Genomic DNA, 18,938 nt, shown 5'->3' with positions numbered 1-18,938 from the left:
TTACGGGCCAAGCGCATCAATCAACGGCTCTTCGATCCCTCCAGATGCGACCGTGCGCTATCTTCCGCCCTGCAGATCCGATTTCAATCCCATTGAAAAAGCCTTCCTCAAACTCAAGGCCCATCTCCACAAAGCCGCAGAACGCACACGTGATGCTCTGCGGGACAGGATCGGCACACTGATCGATCAGTTCTCGCCAACAGAATGCGCAAACTTCTTCACCGCAGCAGGATAAGAACCAGATTGAAAGGAAAACGCTCTAACGTTGCCCAACGAGATTTTAAAGGCGGTCGCTGCCGGGACGATCATTTTACAGTTTATCCATCGCAGATAATCGAGGCTCGAAGAAGCTTTCCCGTAAAGATCAGGCACCCCAAAGTATATTGGGGCGCCCTTCCGTCCGATTTTGTAAGATCGGTCGAAGTAATCTCGGGTTCAATTAGTGACGTGAGGGATAACCGTAGGTGAAGGACTGGTAGGGAGATCCTCCGGTCAGGATTGAACTGACGCCGCCAATAATCCCGCTAACGGCTGTGCCGACCCCGCCGAGGATTCCGCCGACGACAAGGCCGACGCCAGCGAGGACTCCATTAACGGCGTAAGCGACGCCGCCGAGAAGCCCGAAACCGCCGGACACTGTCTCTAATTCTATTGTTGTAAGTTCACGCATGACGATTCCTTTTCGAATCTGAGAAGGGCGTTAATTCGCCCACGGTCATCACGACATAAAAGCCGTAAAGTTTCAATAAAAAGAAAATATATCAAAAATCATACAAATTGGTTGACGCGTCTCCATTTCGACGACCCGAATGTTTTCTTCAATGATTACGTGATGGTAAGCGGAGACATCAGGTTTTTAGATGTCGCCGTGACTGCGGGCTACATCGGGCAGGCAGGATGATCTGAAGGGCGGTCAACGTAAAACCGGCCGTCAGCGAGTAGCGTTTATCGACAAAAAAAGGCCACGGATCGCTCCGTGGCCTTTGATCGTTCCCGCCGAAGCGGGAACAGCTCCGTCCAGACTTACTGGGCGGCGTCGACACCGGTGTGGGTCGACGGAGAGAAGGTCCATCCTGCGCCATAAGGCTGCGGCGCGAAGAAGCCCCAGGTCGAGTTCGTCGACGTTCCTGCATCCCAGGCGCGAGCGCTGATCGGGGTGCCCTTGGTGCGAAGCTTCTGGATGTCCGCAGCGGTGACGTTGGCCGGAGCCTTGTTGCCCCATGCGCCACGGATGAAGTTCACAACGTCAGCAATCTGCTGATCGTTGAGGATCTTCTGGTAGCCAGGCATCGCGACCGCCGACGGCGCCCAGTTGGTCGGAGGCAGCACGCCGCCAGACACAACGACATGAGCCAGCGAGGTCGGGTTGTCGGTCACGACGACCGGGTTTCCGGCCAGCGGCGGGAACATGCGGGCGACGCCGCCGCCGTCGTTCCGGTGACAGATCGCGCACTGGTTCAGATAGGTGTCTGCTCCGGGAACGCCAGCGGTCTTGCCGGAATCGAGCATCTGGGCGGTGGACGCGTCGTACGTGTAGTCGCCACGCGCAGGCGGAACCGGCGGCAGGCTTTTCAGATACTTCGCGATCGCCTTCAGATCGTCGTCAGTGAAATACTGCGAGCTCCACGCGACAACGTCCGCCATGCCGCCGAATACGGCGGAGTGGTCGATACGGCCTGAACGCAGGAACTGCACCAGATCGTCTTCAGACCAGCGCCCGAGACCGAGAACCGGGTCGTTACGCAAGCTGGGGGCGATCCAGTTGTCGATCGGCGCGCCGCCGGCGAGGAAGTCCGCCCCGCCAGCCGCGTCGTAGGCCTTCTCCTGCATGGAGAAACCGCGAGGCGTGTGGCACGCGCCGCAATGGCCGGGGCCGGTCACGATGTATTCGCCGCGCGCGATGACCGGGTCGGTGCCGGGAGCAGGCGTGAACGCCTTCGGCGCCGGAGCGAAAAGCTTCGCCCAGATGCCAAGCGGCCAGCGCATCGACAGCGGCCAAGTGATGTCGGTCGGGCGGTTCTGCTGCGCAACCGGCTTCACGCCGTGCATGAAGTAGGCGTACAGCGCCTTGATGTCGTCATCCGTCATTCTGGCGAATGAAGGATACGGCATGGCCGGATACAGCGGCGACCCGTCCTTGCGCACGCCGCGACGGACAGCGTTGTCGAAGTCCTGCAGCGTGTAGGTGCCGATTCCGACCGTCGGGTCCGGCGTAATATTGGTCGAGTAGATCGCGCCGATCGGCGTCTTGATCTCAAGTCCGCCAGCGTAAACGCTGCCGTGCAGGCCCGTATGACAGGCCACGCAGTCGCCCAGACGGGCGACATAGGCGCCTTTTGCGACCAGGTCGCTGTCGACGGTCTGCGCGACGGCCGGGGCGGCGTCGAGCGCCGTCCCTGCCAGAAGTCCGACCACCGCCGCGCCGAGCGCGGCTTTAAATCCCTTAATCATCGCTATCACCACCGCGTCGCTGTTTTGTCGAATGAGGTCATCATCGGGAAGTGGCAGGTCACTGGGTTATGCCCAGTGACGCGGCATCGGGGATCGTTTTGTCGTTTTTACGGGCGTCGACTTCACGCTGATACGTGTCGTTGGCGCGCTTGATGATGAACTGACGGATGCTCTCGATCTGATCCGGGGACATCGAAGCGTCGAAGCGGTCCATGCCGTAGGCGGTCAGCGCGCCGCGACCGACGACGTTGTAGAAGCCGTCCTTGTGACGGATTGCGCCCGACCAGCGCAGATCCGGCAGAACGCCGGCGCCTTCGGAGTTGTCGCCATGGCAGGCCGCGCAATAGGTCTGGAACTCGAAGTAGCCCTTGTCCGTGACCTTCTCGTCATACTTCTCAGGCGGCTTCACGGGCAGGAAGCCCATGTCGTTCTGCGGAGGCAGCTTCGCCTTGCCGTCGAGCGAGAATGCGACCACGCGGGAGTGGTTGACCGTCCAGCCCGATGTGCGGGCCACGCCGCCAAGGAAGAACGGATAGATGCCGCCCCAGCCCACTTCAACCGCGACATACTGCTTGCCGTTGGCGAGGTAAGTCACCGGCGGCGCGATGATGCCGCTCTGTGCGTCGAAGTGGAACAGATCCTGACCGTTTGTCGCGTCGTAGGCGTGGAACTCGCCGTTCGCGAGGCCCTGGAAGAGCAGGTCGCCGCCGGTGGCCACGATGCCGCCGTTCCACGGACCCTTGTGGTCGATCTTCCAAGCCGCCTGCTGCTTCACCGGATCCCAGGCCACGATCCAGCCCTTCAGGTCCTTGATGAACGCCGCTTTGGCTTCGGGGGTGTCCGGCAGGCCGGCCTTGCCCATGTCGATGCCGAGGTTCCAGGAGTCCGGGTGCGCCTTGAAGCCGCCAACCTGGCTCTTGTAGAGGAACGGAACCTGCTGCGCCGGGATGTAGACCAGGTTGGTCTTCGGGCTGTAGGCCATGGCTGCGAAGTTGTGGCCGCCAAGATCGCCCGGGATGGCGTACCATTCCTTGCCGTTCAGCGTCCACAGGGCGTCGGGGTTGTAGATCGGACGACCGGTCTTCGGATCCAGGCCGAGCGCCCAGTTCTGGTAGACGTAGTTGTTGCCCGAGATGAACTGGCCGGTCTTCGCGTCGATGACGTAGAAAAAGCCGTTCTTCGGAGCATGGACGATCACGTGGCGGGTTTCGCCGTTAATCGGCAGATCGAGGGTCATGATCTGCTGGACCGAGGTGTAATCCCACTGGTCCATCGGGGTTTCCTGGAAGTGCCAGACGTACTCGCCGGTCTCAGGCTTGACCGCGACAATGCTGCCGAGGAACAGGTTGTTGCCCTTGCCGTCGGTGCGGTACTTGTAGTTCCAAGGGGAGCCGTTGCCGACCGCGATGTAGACCAGATCGGTCACGGGGTCATAGACGAGCGAATCCCACACGGTGCCGCCGCCGCCCTGCTTCGTCCAGGCGCCCGTCGGGCTCCAGGTCTTGTAGGCCTTGTTCATCAGAACGCTGTCGGACGCAGCGTGGTCCGGCTCGTTCTTGTTGTTCGGCACGGTGTAGAAGCGCCAGTCGAGCTTTCCGGTCTCGGCGTCGAAGGCCGAGATGAAGCCGCGGGCGCCGAATTCCGCGCCGCCGTTGCCGATCAGAACGCGGCCCTTGGCGATACGCGGAGCGCCGTCAACGGTGTAGGAGCGCTGCTGCCCGAGGGAGGCGTCCTTGGGAATCGTGTACGTGCTCCAGACCAGCTTGCCGGTCTTGGCGTCGAGCGCGATCAGGCGTCCGTCGAACGTGCCGAAATAAACCTTGCCGTTCCAGTAGGCGAGGCCGCGGTTGACGGTGTCGCAGCAGCCGCGGTCGGCGACGTTGCCCGGAACCTTCGGGTCGTAATCCCACAGAAGCTGTCCGGTGTCGGCCTTCAGGGCCTTGATCTTGGACCAGTTGGTCGTCGCGTAAAGGACGCCGTCGACGACGAGGGGCGTGCCCTCCTGACCACGGTTGGTGTCGAGATCGTAGAACCACGCCAGCTTCAGGTCGCCGACGTTGGAGCGGTTGATCTGATCCAGCGGGCTGTAGCGCTGCTCGGAATAGGTGCGACCGTAGGTCAGCCAGTTTTCCGGGTGGTCGTCAGCGTGGATGATGGCTTCGCCAGTGGCGCCTTGTCCATCATCGGCGCGGGCCGACGCTACGGGGTTGCAAAAAGCCGCGGCGAGAAAGGTGCCTGCGGCGAGCACGCCGAGCAGCGGGCTCCTCCGGGAGGAGAAAGGGCGAATCATATTGTATCGTCCTCGACAGATCATCGATTTGGGCCAAAGCCGCGAAAGCAGTGCGAATTTGGTGTTCGCGGCAGTCAGCCTAGATGACGTGATCATGTCAATCGTGTCATCTTTGGGTACGCTTATGCGTAAAGAGTGAGCATCGCAGGACGTTTGGTCAGGCTAACAGGCGCGTACGTCACCCTGGTGATCGTTTTTTCACAACATCGGATCCTGAGTGAATGGACGCGTCCCTTCCGGCGAACTGCGTCATATGTGGCGTTATTTCGCGTAGTGTAGGAAAATAGACGCGTCGCGCCCTCGCTGTTCCGGGCGGTATCTGCCGCCATGGAGCATCAATTTGGGGGCGCTGGCATGCGGTTGGTTGTTCGGCCTGCATCTCTTTGTCGTGGCGGTCATGGGAGGGGTGCTCACGGAAAGGTGACCATTCTGTTATGCTCCCGGCGGCGTGCGACACACGCGGCAGGGGCGTCGAGACGCCCAGAGGGGAGGCCTCGTCGTGCGCAGGACTCTGTCGTGCATGCGTTACGGCGATTCCTGCCGAATGGCGCCGGAGTTTGGGGGAGAGGGGATGACTCACCTTTAATTATGGTTCGTCTGCGAGTGTCTGCTAATTAGGCAGGACTTGAATTGGCGATCTGTCGCCAAATATATTCAGTTGTCGTCCGGCTTGGCCGGAGGGGAGAGAGGTAATTATGTCGTTCACTCGCGACTTTCGTTCGTCGCCATCTGCATCTGGGGTGCAGTCCGCCGTCGTCGATGCCGGTCTGCGCGCCTATATGCTTCGCGTTTACAACTGGATGGCGTCCGGGCTCCTTTTGACGGCGCTGGTCGCTTACGGAATCGCCAATACGAGCGCACAGGCCCTTTTCTTCCGCCGCGCCGAGGATTTCTCGATTCATCCGACCGGCCTTGGCTTGCTGGCGATGATCGCTCCGCTCGGTTTCGTGCTGGTCATGTCTTTCGGGGTCAACCGCCTCTCAAGGCAGGCCGTGCAGACGCTGTTCTGGCTGTTCTGCGCCGTGATGGGCGCGAGCCTCTCGAACATCTTCCTCGTTTATACCGGCGTGTCCGTAACCCGCGTGTTTCTGGTGACGGCGATCACGTTCGGCGCGACGTCGCTCTGGGCGTATTCGACCAACGCCAATCTGATGCGGTTTCAATCGTTCTTCATGATGGGGCTGTTCGGTCTGGTGATCGCGGGTCTCGTCAACATGTTCCTGCACAGCCCGGCGGTGTACTTTGTATATAGTGTGGTGGGCGTGCTGCTCTTCACCGGCCTGACTGCGTTCGACACGCAACGTATCAAGGTGACCTATCCGCAGTTCGCCTATTATGAAGGCCCGGATCAGGCGGCGAAGCGCAGCGTTTACGACGCGTTGAACCTCTACCTGAACTTCATCAACCTGTTTCAGTTTCTGCTTCAGTTCATGGGGGTCCGGAGCACCAGCGACAACTAGAGTCGCGTTGCGAGTCCCGAACTGCCTGACCCGGTCGCCTCGGCGGCCGGGTTTTTTTGTGTCCGGATTTTGGCTCGAGAATGACGAAACGCCTGCCGAATTAGCGTGTCTGCGTCGCGTAAAGCGTCTGGGTGGTATTAAAATATCTCTTATTCGCGGCGAGGTGGCTCGGTGCTGGCAAACATGTGAAAGCTTTAGCCCAGAAAAAGCCTAGATTTTGGCTGCGCTAGCCGAATATTCGCTGAAATTGAAATATATCGAAATAATCCGTGAACACTTGTCCCGTAAACCTTCTCGGTCGGATAAGGGGAGGCGTGGAAATTCCTCGCGTGCTGGACGGATTGTGATGCCAAGCTTGAGGGATTATTGATTCGCCGTAAGGCAATGCGATCCGCCTGTTGGGGCGGACTCTAGTGTCCGAGACGATGGACTGCGGCGTCGCGGCCCGGCGTCTGTTTTTTGAAGGCTTGTAGGTATGTCAGAACCGAGGGGCGTACGATGATAAATAGGTACCTGAAGGGGCCAGCCCGGCTGGGCGGTCTGGCTTCAGTGCTGCTGCTGGCGGGATGCAACCTGGATGTGTTGGATCCCAAGGGCCCGGTAGGAGAGCAGCTGAAGTTTCTGATCGTTGAATCAACGGTCGCCATGCTGCTTGTGGTTGTCCCGACAATCATTTTGGCGTGCTACTTCGCATGGAAATACAGGGCGTCGAATACGAGCGCCGAGTACCTTCCGAAGTGGTCCCATTCGAACAAGATCGAAGTGGTGATCTGGGGCGTGCCCAGCATCATCATTCTTTTTCTGGCGGTGATCACTTACCAGACCTGCCACTCGCTGGACCCGTATCGTCCGCTGGACACCGAGGCGAACGCCAAGCCGCTGCACGTCGAAGTTGTCGCGCTCGACTGGAAATGGCTGTTCATCTACCCCGACGAGGGAATTGCGACGGTCAACCAGTTGGCGATCCCGGTCGGTACGCCAGTGGACTTTGTCATCACCTCCGATTCCGTGATGAATTCGTTCTTCATTCCGCGCCTTGGTTCGATGATCTACGCGATGGCGGGCATGCAGACGCAGTTGCATCTGCTGGCGTCCGAGCCTGGCGATTACGCTGGCGAGTCCGCGAACTACAGCGGTCGCGGTTTCTCCGACATGAAGTTCCGTACGCTCGCCATGCCGGCTGATCAGTACGCTTCATGGGTTGAGAAGGTGCGTTCCTCTTCCGATCAGCTCGATAACGAGACCTACGGAAAGCTGGCCGCCCCGAGCGAAGCCGATCCGGTGAAATACTATTCGCATGTAGCGCCGAGCCTCTTCGACGGCATCGTCGCGAAATATAATAACGGCATGGTCATGGACAAGAACACGGGCAAGATGATCCGCGTGCAGTCCGCGATGTCCGACATGAATATGAAGGAGTAGGATTCATGCTAGGGAGATTATCGTTCGCGGACATCCCCGTGGATGTGCCGATTCTTGTAGGCACGTTTGCGGGCGTTGCGGTCATCGGCATCGCCGTGCTCGCGCTCATCACCTATTACGGCAAGTGGGGCTATCTCTGGAAAGAGTGGTTCACCTCTGTCGATCATAAACGCCTCGCGGTCATGTACATCGTGCTCGCGCTTGTCGCGCTCGCACGTGGTTTCGCCGACGCCATCATGATGCGTACCCAGCTCGCTCTCGCGTATGCTGGCAATCCGGGTTACCTGCCGCCGCACCACTACGATCAGATCTTCTCCGCTCACGGAACGATCATGATCTTCTTCCTGGCCATGGCGTTCATGACGGGCCTGTTCAACCTCGTGGTGCCGCTTCAGATCGGCGCGCGCGACGTTGCGTTTCCGTTCCTGAACAACCTGAGCTTCTGGATGACGGCGATCGCCTTTATCCTGATCAACGTCTCGCTGTTCATTGGCGAATTCTCGCAGTGCGGCTGGCTCGCGTATCCGCCTCTGTCGGAGACGCAGTTCAGCCCCGGCGTTGGCGTTGATTACTATATCTGGGCGGTTCAGCTTTCGGGCGTCGGCACGCTGCTGACGGGCGTCAACTTCTTCGTCACCATCGTCAAGATGCGCGCTCCGGGCATGACCTGGATGAAGGTTCCGGTGTTCACCTGGACTGCATTCTGCGCGTGCGTTCTCATCATGGTCGCGTTCCCGGTTCTGACAGTCGTTCTGGGTATGCTTGGTCTTGATCGTTACCTGGGCATGCATTTCTTCACCAATGACGGTGGCGGAAATCAGATGCTCTACCTCAGCCTTATCTGGACCTGGGGCCATCCTGAAGTTTACATCCTGATCCTGCCCGCCTTCGGCGTGTTCTCGGAAGTCGTGCCTACGTTCTCCCGCAAGCCGCTGTTCGGTTACGCAACCATGGTCTACGCGACCTGTGCCATCATGGTGCTGTCGTTCCTGGTCTGGCTGCATCACTTCTTCACCATGGGCGCCGGCGCTGACGTCAATGCGTTCTTCGGCATCGCCACGATGGTCATCTCGATCCCGACTGGCGTTAAGCTCTTCAACTGGCTGTTCACGATGTACAAGGGCCGCGTGGAGTTCCACGCCACCATGTACTGGGCCGTCGGCTTCATGATCACCTTCACCATCGGCGGCATGACCGGCGTGATGATGGCGATTCCCGCAGCTGACTTCGTTCTCCACAACTCTCTGTTCCTGATCGCCCATTTCCACAACGTCATCATCGGCGGCGTGTATTTCGGGTATGTCTGCGGCATGAACTACTGGTTCCCGAAAGCGCTGGGCTTCAAGCTCAACGAGGCGTGGGGCAAGGCCGCGTTCTGGTTCTGGTTTGTCGGTTTCTATGTGGCGTTCATGCCGCTCTACGTGCTGGGCTTCGACGGCATGACCCGTCGTCTGAACCACTACGACAACCCGGCCTGGCACCCTTGGCTGCTGATCGCCGAAGTTGGCGCGGTTCTGGTGTTCTGCGGCATCGCCTGTCAGGTCATCCAGCTCTACGTCTCCATTCGCGACCGCAACCTGCCGCAGAACGTCGACGTCACGGGCGATCCGTGGAACGCTCGTTCGCTCGAGTGGTCGACGTCTTCGCCTCCGCCGATCTACAACTTTGCGATCACGCCGCATGTCCATGATCTGGACGCGTTCATGCACGACAAGGAGAACGGCATCGACACGCGCGGCGCAGGTGGCCCGTATGCTCCGATCCACATGCCCAAGAACACGGCTGCAGGCTTCATGGTCGGCGCGTTCAGCCTAGTGCTTGGTTTCGCGGCTATCTGGTACATCTGGTGGCTGGCTGCGATCGGACTGATCGGAGTTTTCGCGACAGTGATCATCCGCAGCGCAAATCAGGACGTGGACTACTACATCCCCGCTGAAGAAGTCGCCCGGATCGAGAACGAGCACTCCCGCAAACTCATGGTACAGGCGGCTGAGTAATGGCGCACGATACTACTTTTCACGACGCGCATTCGGATCACGAACACCACGCTCCGCCGACGGTGTTCGGGTTCTGGGTGTATCTGATGACCGACTGCATCATCTTCGGCACGCTGTTTGCTGTGTTTGCGACTTTCCGCAACCAGTACGCTGGCGGCCCGACGGGGAAGGAGCTCTTCGAGATCTCCGGCCTCGCGATGGAGACGGCGCTGCTGCTCGTATCGAGCATCACCTACGGTTTCGGAATGATCGCCGCCCACAAGGGCGCGATCAGATCCGTTCAGCTGTGGCTGGCCATCACGTTCCTGCTTGGCCTGGGCTTCGTCGGTCTTGAAATCAACGAGTTCGCACACCTGATCGGTGAGGGCGCGGGCCCGGATCGCAGCGCGTTCCTGTCCGCTTTCTTCACACTGGTCTCGACCCATGGTCTGCACGTGAGCTGCGGTCTGATCTGGATCGTGACGCTGGTTGTGCAGCTTTCGCGGGTTACGGAGATTTCGGAGCGGATGATGAACAAGCTCACCATGCTGAGCCTGTTCTGGCACTTCCTCGACATCGTCTGGATCTGCGTGTTCTCGTTCGTCTATCTGGGGAGCATGATCTGATGAGCACGCATCACAGCGGTCATGACGACGCGAGCCACGGCAGCGTGCGCTCATATGTTATCGGGTTCGTTCTCGCGGTCGTTCTTACGGTCGCCGCCTTCATGGTGGCCACCAGCGGCGCCCTGTCTCCGACTGGCGCTCTGACGGCGATTTCGGTTCTGGCGGCGGTTCAGGTGGTCGTCCACCTGATCTACTTCCTGCACATGAACACGACGGCCGAGAACCGGTGGAACAACAACGTGTTCCTCTTCACGGTGATGGTCGTCGCGATCTTCATCGTGGGTACGGCCTTCATCATGACCAATACCTCGGCTCATATGATGTCGCGGTAATTCCGGTCGTCGGCTTCCGGTTTGCAAAAAGGCCTCGCACGGTGCACGTGCGAGGCCTTTTTTGTTGACGGAAGTAGCAGTGTAGCCGTGGCGACAACGTACCCTGCGAGGGCTATCTGACGCCTAGGTATGCATTCTCGCGCGCAAATGGGTCCGGGCCGGTTAACGAAGACGGGACTGTGATGCACGTGACTTAGGTCGCATACTCAGAATAATGGGTTGTCGTCTTGGGAGTTTGGGTGCGGCCGATTTAAGGCCGTTCGCTGTAAAGTTTCACGGCCCATTTGCCTGTGCATCGTGACGCTGTCGGGCGCGCAGCATGGCGGTGAATGTCTGCGCCAGACGTATGCAGACTGTAATGAGCCTGCTTTGTACATGCTGCTCGATTGAGGGTCCGGGTTAAGTCCTGCGCGTCTGACGCCAGACGCAGCGACGAACCGGGGAGCGTTGATCAAAGAAAAGAGGCCAGCGTGTGCCCATGAGGGGACATATGCTGGCCTATAGTGGCGTCAATCTTTGTGGGGCGCAGACGACAAAAGCTCTTTCTTGTTCGGCTTGTCTTTCCACTCCTCCGCGTCGGCGGGCTGGGTGCCCTTGCGGGTGATGTTTGGCCATTGCGTCGAGTAGTTGGCGTTGATCTCGGCCCAGGCGGCGGCGCGGTCGTCGCTGTCCGGGAAGATGGCTTCAGCCGGGCATTCCGGTTCGCACACGCCGCAATCGATGCATTCGTCCGGGTTGATGACCAGGAAATTCTCACCGGCGTAGAAGCAGTCCACCGGGCAGACTTCCACGCAATCCATGAACTTGCAGCGAATGCAGTTTTCAGTGACCACGTAGGTCATCGCTCTCTCCGATCGTCAGAAGGTCGGCGCATCGCCGACTTTGGTGTCGCGGGGCGGTCGCGTGGACGGCTCCCATTTCTCAGGACGGGTTGATATGCGAGGGTTTTGGCCGCGAGGCAAGCCCGCGTTTTAGGCGCCTCCGGGCCAACCGGCGCAAGGCGCGGCCCGGGCGGACACATTCGGAACGGATTACGACGCAAATGAGCGCTGCGTTAAAGGCCGCTTCCTGCCCCAAGCAGACTCGAAAGTGCGGCGAATGGACCGTCTTTCACTGCGTTCGGCCGGGCGGACGCGCGCTTTGGCTCCACCCGGCGGGGCTGTTTTCGGCGAGAGAGAATCAGCGCCGGAGAGGGCCCGAACATCCCTGCGGGCAATGGCGGCGGCGGCGCGATTTTGAAACCGATGGCCAGCAACGCATCCCCCAGAAATTCACGTCTGAGTCCTGAAACCTGAAGGATATTGGCGGGGGCTGCGACCGCGCCGTCGCGGGTCAGCGCCGCAAGGCGATTTGCAAGACGCTGCGCTGCGTCGAGCCGCATGCGCACCGGCCCCAGTTCGGGCCACCCAAGTTTCGTCAGCAGCCGGTGCGGAAACTGGTTGGCCGGGACGACTACGGCGCTGTCGGGGGGGAGTTCCGGCGGCGGCGCATTGTCGTGGATCGCCAGCAAAAGGGCGCGCAACCGGATGCGGTGCGGCTTGAGCAACTGCGGGAGATAGAGCGCGTCGAGCGAGCCCGTTCCTTCCAGAGCGGCTATCCCCAGACGGGACAATCGGCCGCGTTGACGCAGCGGTTGTGTCGGTCGCGCCTGCCCGAGACCTTCGGTTAACTGGTGGACGACGCCCCTCATGCCCGGATCGGATGCTGCGTCGGTGGAGGCGCGAAACAGCGGGGCGAGGTCCCGCTCGACAATTGTGCGAAGGAAGGTCCCTGCGCGCGTTTTGATCCGGTCTTTTTGCTGGCTGTCGAGCAGCCCGTCTCCACGCGTCTCCAGCGCGGGATGCAGTGGGTCGCGACCGGAGCGCAGGCGAACGATGACTGCTCCGTCCCACAGAATCTCGCCGCGCCGTTCGTCCAGCGAAAAAGAGGAATCGAGGGCGTTGCAGCAGGCGGCGACCCGGGCTGGCAGCTCGGTTCGCATCGCCCGACGCGCAGCTCGGCCCAGCGTGGCGCGGTCGGTCTCCGGCAGGTTCTTGTCGAGGTGAAGTTCGAAGCCGTGGATGCGTCCCACGGCGTGGCCTTCGACGACCACCTCTCCGTCTTTACGAACGGCGGACAACAGGGGCGTCCGGTCATCGCCGTCCAGCAGGCGTATCAGATGCGCGGCGCGCCGATCGACGAAGCGGGCGGTCAGCCGCTCGTGCAGAGCGTCCGACACGGCGTCCTCGACCGCGCGGGTTCGTTCCTGCCAGAGCGGGGCGTGGGAGACCCATGTCTCGCGGGTTGCGACGTACGACCAGATGCGGATGCCCGCCAGGCGCTGCATCAGCGTGTCGACGTCGCCCTCGATGTTGTTCAGCCGTGCGAGTTGCTCTTCAAGAAGGCTGCTCGGCAGGCGCTTGCCGGACGCCAGACGATCGTAGATCCGGGCGCAGAGCTGCGTGTGATTCTGCTCGCCGAGTTTGCGGAAGTCGGGGATCTGGCACACATCCCACAGCAGTCGTGTTCTGCCGCCCGTCGCCGCCGACGCTGCGATCTCGGGGTCCGCCGCCAGAGCCGCCAGCGTCAGGGCGTCGCTGGTCTGCGGACTCGCTTGCAGGCCTCGTGCGGGCGACGGACGGGACAGGCTGCGGAGCAGTGCGGTGGGTGAAGCGAAATCCAGATCGATATTGCGCCAGTAGAGTCGTTGCAGCGGATCGAAGCGGTGCGTCTCGACGCTTTCGATGATTGCGTCGGGAATGGCGGGGCATTGTCCGGTGGTCCCGAACGTGCCGTCGCGCGCGCCACGTCCGGCGCGTCCGGCGATCTGGGCGACTTCGGGCGCGAGGAGATTGCGGCGACGCAGGCCGTCGAACTTGGACAATCCGGCGAAGGCGACGTGGCCGATATCCATGTTCAGCCCCATGCCGATCGCGTCCGTGGCGACGAGGTAATCGACCTCCCGGTCCTGATACAGCGCCACCTGCGCGTTGCGCGTGCGGGGCGACATCTGTCCCATGACGACGGCGCATCCTCCCCGCCTGCTGCGGATCAGTTCGGCGATGGCGTAAATCTCGGCGGCGGAGAACGCGACGATCGCGGTGCGAGGCGGCAATTTTTCCAGTCGCGTCGCGCCCGTCGCGGTCAGCGCCGACAGGCGGGGGCGCGTTTCTATGGTTGCGTCCGGCACAAGCTGGCGCAGCAGAGGCGCGATGGTTTCCGAACCGAGGAAGAGCGTCTCGTCCTGTCCGCGCGCATGCAGCAAGCGCGAGGTGAAGACGTGCCCGCGTTCAGGGTCTCCGCAGAGCTGGATTTCGTCCACAGCAAGAAAGGAGACGCTGCGGTCCGTGGGCATTGCCTCGACCGTGCAGGAGAACCAGCGTGCGCCGGGAGGGACGATTTTCTCTTCGCCGGTGATGAGGCCCACGCGCGCCGCTCCTTTGGCGGCGACCATGCGGTCGTAGTTTTCCCGAGCAAGAAGACGCAGTGGGAAGCCGATGACGCCGGACGGATGGGCCAGCATGCGCTCGATGGCGTAATGCGTCTTGCCGGTGTTCGTCGGCCCGAGGATTGCGTGAGGAGGCGGCGCGCCAACATCGTCGGATCGTCGCGACGCTGTGCGTGCGGCGAAGGCAGGGGATGCGGCGCCGTTTCGCGCCGGGGAGGAACCGTTTTCTGAGATCCGCGCCGTCAGGCCCGGAACCCGTCCGCCATGCGACCCTGTCATAGCGCCATGGTGGACTGGTTTTCACGAATTGCAAGCGTCCTTTCTGCTTCTCGCACATCGCCGGTCGTCCGCAGGCGCGCCGACGCATTGCGTGAACAGCCCGGCCGAGGCAGCGTGCCGGATACAGATCGGATATTTGGAGCGCGGGAAGACTATGGCCGTAAGGGAGATTGAATGCGTTACGACGGCGCGGCGGAAGGCGTCGCGCGTCGTTCACGGACTCCGCAGGAGCGACGTGAAGACGCTGACGCGTGTCGTTGGAGAAGCAGGCGCCGGATTCGCGACCGCTGTGGGGTTCACCGCGCGTCCCGGCGAACTGGTGATCGTGCCGGACGGGAAAGGCGGGGTTTCGGCGTTGCTGGGGCTGCCGCCCGAGGGCGTGTCGGACCCGATGGTTTTTGGCGCGTTATCTGGCGCGCTGCCGAAAGGCGCGTGGCGACTCGATCTCCCGCCCGACGTCGACCACTCGGCGGCGACGCTGGGTTTCGCGCTTGGCGCCTATCGATTCTCGTTGAGGGAGGGAAGCAAGTCGGCGGTGGCAACCCTGGTGGAGGAGAGTCCTGACGCCGAGGCGCTGGAGACGGCCAGATCGATCTGGCTGGGGCGGGATCTGATCAATCTTCCGGCGAATCTTCTGGGGCCGGCCGAACTGGCGAAGGCTGTCGTCGGCGCGCTCTCGCCATTCGGCGCGAAGACGAAGGTCGTGAAGGGCGAGGCGCTGGCGAAGGAATATCCGCTGGTCGCGCATGTTGGAGCCGGATCCGCACGCAAACCGCGCGTGGTCGTTGCGTCATGGAGCGGGTCTGGCGCGGCGGCTGACGCGCCGCTGCTGTCGCTTGTCGGCAAGGGCGTGTGTTTCGACACCGGCGGCAACGATATCAAGCCGTCGGCGGGCATGTTGCGAATGAAGAAGGACATGGGCGGCGCTGCGACGGTGCTGGCGCTGGCCCGCCTGATCATGGCGCGCGATCTGCCGATCCGGCTGGAGGCGCGGTTCGCGTGCGTCGAGAATTCGGTGTCCGGTTCAGCCATGCGCCCGCTGGATGTCGTAGAGGCGCGTAACGGGCTGACGGTCGAGATCGGGAACACCGACGCAGAGGGGCGTCTGGTCATGGCCGACCTGTTGAGCGAAGCCTGCGAGGCGAAGCCCGCCTTGCTGCTGGACGTGGCCACGTTGACGGGAGCGGCGCGGATCGCTTTGGGACCCGATCTGCCAGCTTTGCTGAGCAACGACGACGGAGCGGCTGAGGCGCTTCTGAAAGCCGGTCGTGCGGTATACGACCCGTTGTGGCGTCTCCCGCTATGGGATGGATACCGTGATTGGCTGCGCAGCCCGGTCGCAAATATTAACAATGTCTCATCCAAGCCTTTCGCGGGGGCAATAACCGCGGCTTTGTTTCTTGAACGTTTTGTCGACCCAGCTGTGTGTTGGGCACATATTGATAGCTACGCATGGAACGATAATTCGCGTCCGGGACGTCCGGAAGGCGGAGAAATCATGGGGTTACGTGCGATTTTCGCCGCGTTGCCGACGTTGCTGAACCTGAACGATATATTACATTCGTGAGAATAATGATTCCCATGAAGAACTATTTATTCGGGTGCGGTTTATTTTCGCCAGAGACGTTCTATATGACGTCGCATGTGAAGCGCCGGTCTCGACCGGCCTGACCGGGATAACGACTCCCGGCCCGAAAGAGTTAAGGAGTTTACTATCATGGCTCAGACCAAAACCGCCTCCATCAAGGGCGCCAAGGCTCAGAACAACGCCGCCGCCGACGCCCTCGTCACCACGCTGCGCGAGACGATCGTATCTCTCGTTCGTCGTGACGGCCCTGATCTTTCGGCGCGTCAGCTCGCCGTGTTCCTTACCTGCTACCTGCAGGAAGAAGGACACACGGTGCGCGGTCTCGCCGCAGAGCTGAATGTTTCGAAGCCTGCGATCACACGCGCGCTCGATCGTCTCGGCGAGCTGGATCTGGCTCGCCGCAAAGTCGATCCGCTCGACCGTCGCTCGGTTTTGGTACAGCGCACGCTGAAGGGCGCCGCTTACCTGCGCGAAATTCGTTCGATCATGGGCGAGTCCGCCACGCCGAAGAAGGCTGTCGAAGAGAAGACGGTCCGCGCCCGCGCAGCCTGATCGCGCTCGGGACGCGTCCTTCCCGTTTGGAGATTTTTCCGACGGAGTGACGATCCTGCAGTTCGGACACTGCGTTTTGAGCAGCGTTGTTCGAGCGAATATTCAAAAGCCGCGTCCCTCAGGGACGCGGCTTTTCTTTTGGCGTCGATGCGCGCCAATCGATTGCCTGAGGAGATACGTGCGTCCGAAGGGGTTGGATTTCCTCAAACTTTCTTACGCGATCACGCGGGAGCGGTCTTTTTGATTTTTGCCGATCAGAGAATACTGAGGCAGGCGCGCCATTCATTCCGCTGAAATCAGGGAATAGGCCAAACTCTTGCAGGCCCCGGAACAGCAGCGTCCGTGAACCGGTTTCGCGTATCGGTCATCAGGGGAATGCAGGACTTTCGTCCCGGGGCTACCAGCTTCGTACAACTGAGCACGGTTCGCAAAACGCATGGGCGCCTTTCTTTTGACGTCTTGCGGGCGCACAGAAAGGTATGCGGACTCGCATTGGCGGAGGCGCATCGTCACATTTTCTGCAAACCTCTCATGAGGAGCGTCAGAATATGCTTCGGGGCGGGTTCGTTGCGTGCCTGTAGGCAGAGAAAGCGTTTTTTTAAACCAGCGCTCTGTCGTGAAACGCTTCGTCGCCGCAAACCATGGGCCGGTGAGAACGTTGAAATATGATGTGCGCTGAAGCTGGGCGCGGGTGCGCTCTCAGCCGTGCTCCGATGTGTTTTCGCACAGACGGGAACAGCGTCGGCAAGATTTAAAAAGGAAGACCATCATGCGTTTTGCACCGATCGCCGCTGTGGCGGCTCTTTCTCTCGCGACCATCGCCACGCCGTCGGTAGCGGCAGGCGACGCTCTGGGGTCGCCGACCGCCACGGTGGTTCTTACGGCCAAGTCGGCGGATATTGGCGTTGGTTACACTTGGGGCGACGCGACTCTGACCTATAACCACAAAAAATATCATTTCTCGGTGACGGGCGGCACGATTGCGGCCGTTGGTTATTCCGAGGCGACCGGCAAGGGTACGGTTTACAACCTGCACCGCGCCGAAGATTTCGCGGGAACATACGCCGCTGCGGCTGGTGAAGCGACGCTGGGCGAGGGCATCGGCGGCAAGGTTCTTGAAAACAAGAACGGCGTGCGCATCAAGATCGAGATGGCTTCCAAAGGCGCCCGTCTGGCCGCCGCCGCCAGCGGCATCACCTTCACTCTCAAGCAGTAAGACGACGCTGTCCGGGCGGAGCTTTTCCGCCCCGTGGCGCCGCTTGCGGCGTCACCAGCGGCCGACCGGCCGACGGCGTTCCAGAGATACGACCACGCCCGTCCAGATGAGTTGCGGCAGGGCGATCAGCGCCAGAAGCAACAGCAGGCCGCTGAGGTGGCCGCCTTCCTCCATGGTTGTGCTGCCTGTAGTGACGCACGTCGTAATCAGCGATGGACGCAGCAGCGTAAACCATGTCGCGCCCCACAGCACGAAGCCCCAATGGATCAGCGCCACCGTCGTGCGCGGCATGCCGACGCGATAGGCCACTTGATACAGGTGACCACGGTGAGCCTCCAGCAGGCGCTCTCCTGCGAGAGCGCGGCGACAGAGCGTGATACCCACATCGTAAAGCAACCCGGCGGTAAGGCAGAGAACCTCGATCGCTGTCGAGGGATCGAAGAGGCCGCTTGCGTCGAGACGAACGCCTGAGAGCGCGGCCGCGCCGACCAGCAGCCCGCAGCTCTGGCTACCCACGTCGCCCATGAAAATGCGCGCGCGGGGAAAGTTGAACGGTAAGAAGGCGAGCAGCGTGCAGGCGAGTAACGCCGACTCCGCGCGCAGGTCGGAAGCTGCGGTGGGTGACGGAAGCAATGCAAGACAGGCGAAGGACAGGCACAGAACGCCTGAGACCAGCCCGTTCAGCCCGTCCATGAAGTTCACGGCGTTGGTTACGAACAGCAGCCACGGCAGGGCGATGGCGGCTCCGATCCACAGGCCAAGAGGTCCGGGAAGCGGCGGCGAGCAGGCTGTGACCAGCATTGCTGCGCCAATCTGCGCCCCGAGCTTTACCCACGGCGACCACTGCTTCACGTCGTCGATCCACGACACGATCGCCAGCGCTGCGACAGCGACCCACAGGACGCCGACGGGCGTTGTAAACGCGGGCAGTCCGAGCGTCGCGCGCAGTGGCGGAAGCACGAGAAGGAACGCGCCGATTACGCCCACGCCGCCGCCCTTGGGTGTCGGCTGCGTATGCGCGCTGCGATGAACCGGCGTGTCGAGGACGGCCACGGCGATCATACGGCGGATCAGCAGCGCGGAGACGACAGCAGCGAGGAAAAGCAGGGCGATGGAGGGGAGCGTTATGGGCATCGGTCGCTTTCAACCGGGGGCAGCGGGCGGCGCGAAGGGCGGTCGTCCGCGCTCTTCGGACTATGTTCGGGGCGTCGCCGGGCTGGCCCTTCGTGTCGGGTTGGCCTGCGCCGAACGGCCGACGCAGAGGAAAGCTGCGTTGGTTCCTTCTAGCCAGCGCGAGGGTGGGCTATAGGGCTATGGTG

At 61.3% G+C, this 18,938-nt stretch carries 15 protein-coding genes and 1 pseudogene; 10 read left to right on the top strand and 6 right to left on the bottom strand.

Annotated elements, in window-relative coordinates:
• Positions 1 to 235 (top strand): annotated as a pseudogene (locus tag HK28_RS14220) (hypothetical protein); the annotation flags it as partial.
• A 204-nt stretch (positions 236 to 439) separates the two neighbouring features.
• On the opposite strand, the gene HK28_RS04760 reads toward HK28_RS14220, so the two are convergent.
• The 3 genes from HK28_RS04760 to HK28_RS04750 form a co-directional block, all read right to left on the bottom strand.
• Positions 440 to 670 (bottom strand): hypothetical protein, encoded by a 231-nt coding sequence (locus HK28_RS04760; protein ID WP_086643463.1) that lies wholly within the window; start codon positions 668 to 670, stop codon positions 440 to 442.
• Between the two features lie 353 nt (positions 671 to 1,023).
• Positions 1,024 to 2,451, bottom strand: a complete 1,428-nt coding sequence (locus HK28_RS04755) for a cytochrome c (protein WP_086643462.1) — start codon at positions 2,449 to 2,451, stop codon at positions 1,024 to 1,026.
• A gap of 58 nt (positions 2,452 to 2,509) precedes the next feature.
• The gene (locus HK28_RS04750; RefSeq protein ID WP_086643475.1) at positions 2,510 to 4,741 is read right to left on the bottom strand and encodes a PQQ-dependent dehydrogenase, methanol/ethanol family; all 2,232 of its coding nucleotides are present in this window, start codon (positions 4,739 to 4,741) and stop codon (positions 2,510 to 2,512) included.
• Between the two features lie 695 nt (positions 4,742 to 5,436).
• Here HK28_RS04750 and HK28_RS04745 point away from each other — a divergent pair.
• The 5 genes from HK28_RS04745 to cyoD all read left to right on the top strand — a co-directional run bounded on the left by HK28_RS04745 (position 5,437) and on the right by cyoD (position 10,557).
• The gene (locus HK28_RS04745; RefSeq protein WP_086643461.1) at positions 5,437 to 6,201 is read left to right on the top strand and encodes a Bax inhibitor-1/YccA family protein; all 765 of its coding nucleotides are present in this window, start codon (positions 5,437 to 5,439) and stop codon (positions 6,199 to 6,201) included.
• Positions 6,202 to 6,699: 498 nt separating this feature from the next.
• Positions 6,700 to 7,623, top strand: a complete 924-nt coding sequence (gene cyoA / locus HK28_RS04740; RefSeq protein WP_086643460.1) for a ubiquinol oxidase subunit II — start codon at positions 6,700 to 6,702, stop codon at positions 7,621 to 7,623.
• A gap of 5 nt (positions 7,624 to 7,628) precedes the next feature.
• Positions 7,629 to 9,620: a cytochrome o ubiquinol oxidase subunit I gene (gene cyoB / locus HK28_RS04735; RefSeq protein WP_086643459.1), complete on the top strand. Its 1,992-nt coding sequence runs from the start codon at positions 7,629 to 7,631 to the stop codon at positions 9,618 to 9,620.
• Complete coding sequence (gene cyoC / locus HK28_RS04730; protein WP_026396823.1) at positions 9,620 to 10,225, top strand: cytochrome o ubiquinol oxidase subunit III; 606 nt, start codon at positions 9,620 to 9,622, stop codon at positions 10,223 to 10,225. The genes cyoB and cyoC overlap by 1 nt, the downstream gene beginning before the upstream one ends.
• The gene (cyoD, locus tag HK28_RS04725; RefSeq protein WP_026396822.1) at positions 10,225 to 10,557 is read left to right on the top strand and encodes a cytochrome o ubiquinol oxidase subunit IV; all 333 of its coding nucleotides are present in this window, start codon (positions 10,225 to 10,227) and stop codon (positions 10,555 to 10,557) included. Before cyoC ends, cyoD begins: the two co-directional genes overlap by 1 nt.
• A gap of 509 nt (positions 10,558 to 11,066) precedes the next feature.
• Here the strand turns inward: cyoD and fdxA are convergent.
• Together fdxA and HK28_RS04715 are read right to left on the bottom strand one after the other, a co-directional pair.
• On the bottom strand, positions 11,067 to 11,399 hold the full coding sequence (gene fdxA, locus HK28_RS04720) for a ferredoxin FdxA (protein ID WP_086643458.1): 333 nt from the start codon (positions 11,397 to 11,399) through the stop codon (positions 11,067 to 11,069).
• Between the two features lie 212 nt (positions 11,400 to 11,611).
• The gene (locus HK28_RS04715) at positions 11,612 to 14,263 is read right to left on the bottom strand and encodes a helicase-related protein (RefSeq protein ID WP_086643457.1); all 2,652 of its coding nucleotides are present in this window, start codon (positions 14,261 to 14,263) and stop codon (positions 11,612 to 11,614) included.
• 154 nt (positions 14,264 to 14,417) lie between these two features.
• Between HK28_RS04715 and HK28_RS04710 the strand changes: the two genes are divergently transcribed.
• The 3 genes from HK28_RS04710 (at position 14,418) to HK28_RS04700 (ending at position 17,619) form a co-directional block, all read left to right on the top strand.
• Positions 14,418 to 15,830, top strand: coding sequence for a M17 family metallopeptidase (locus tag HK28_RS04710; RefSeq protein ID WP_086643456.1), 1,413 nt, complete (start codon positions 14,418 to 14,420; stop codon positions 15,828 to 15,830).
• 150 nt (positions 15,831 to 15,980) lie between these two features.
• A complete protein-coding gene (locus tag HK28_RS04705) occupies positions 15,981 to 16,403 on the top strand; it encodes a MarR family transcriptional regulator (protein ID WP_086643455.1) in 423 nt (140 codons plus the stop codon).
• A 769-nt stretch (positions 16,404 to 17,172) separates the two neighbouring features.
• Complete coding sequence (locus HK28_RS04700; RefSeq protein ID WP_086643454.1) at positions 17,173 to 17,619, top strand: hypothetical protein; 447 nt, start codon at positions 17,173 to 17,175, stop codon at positions 17,617 to 17,619.
• A gap of 51 nt (positions 17,620 to 17,670) precedes the next feature.
• On the opposite strand, the gene HK28_RS04695 is transcribed toward HK28_RS04700, so the two are convergent.
• A complete protein-coding gene (locus HK28_RS04695) occupies positions 17,671 to 18,753 on the bottom strand; it encodes a UDP-phosphate alpha-N-acetylglucosaminephosphotransferase (protein WP_086643453.1) in 1,083 nt (360 codons plus the stop codon).
• Here HK28_RS04695 and HK28_RS04690 point away from each other — a divergent pair.
• A complete protein-coding gene (locus tag HK28_RS04690) occupies positions 18,746 to 18,928 on the top strand; it encodes a hypothetical protein (protein ID WP_086643452.1) in 183 nt (60 codons plus the stop codon). The genes HK28_RS04695 and HK28_RS04690 overlap by 8 nt on opposite strands.
• The last annotated feature ends 10 nt before the right edge of the window (positions 18,929 to 18,938 follow it).

It is taken from the genome of Acetobacter sp. DsW_063 (assembly GCF_002153745.1).
Lineage (GTDB): Bacteria > Pseudomonadota > Alphaproteobacteria > Acetobacterales > Acetobacteraceae > Acetobacter.
This window is presented reverse-complemented; position numbering and strand designations above follow the sequence as displayed.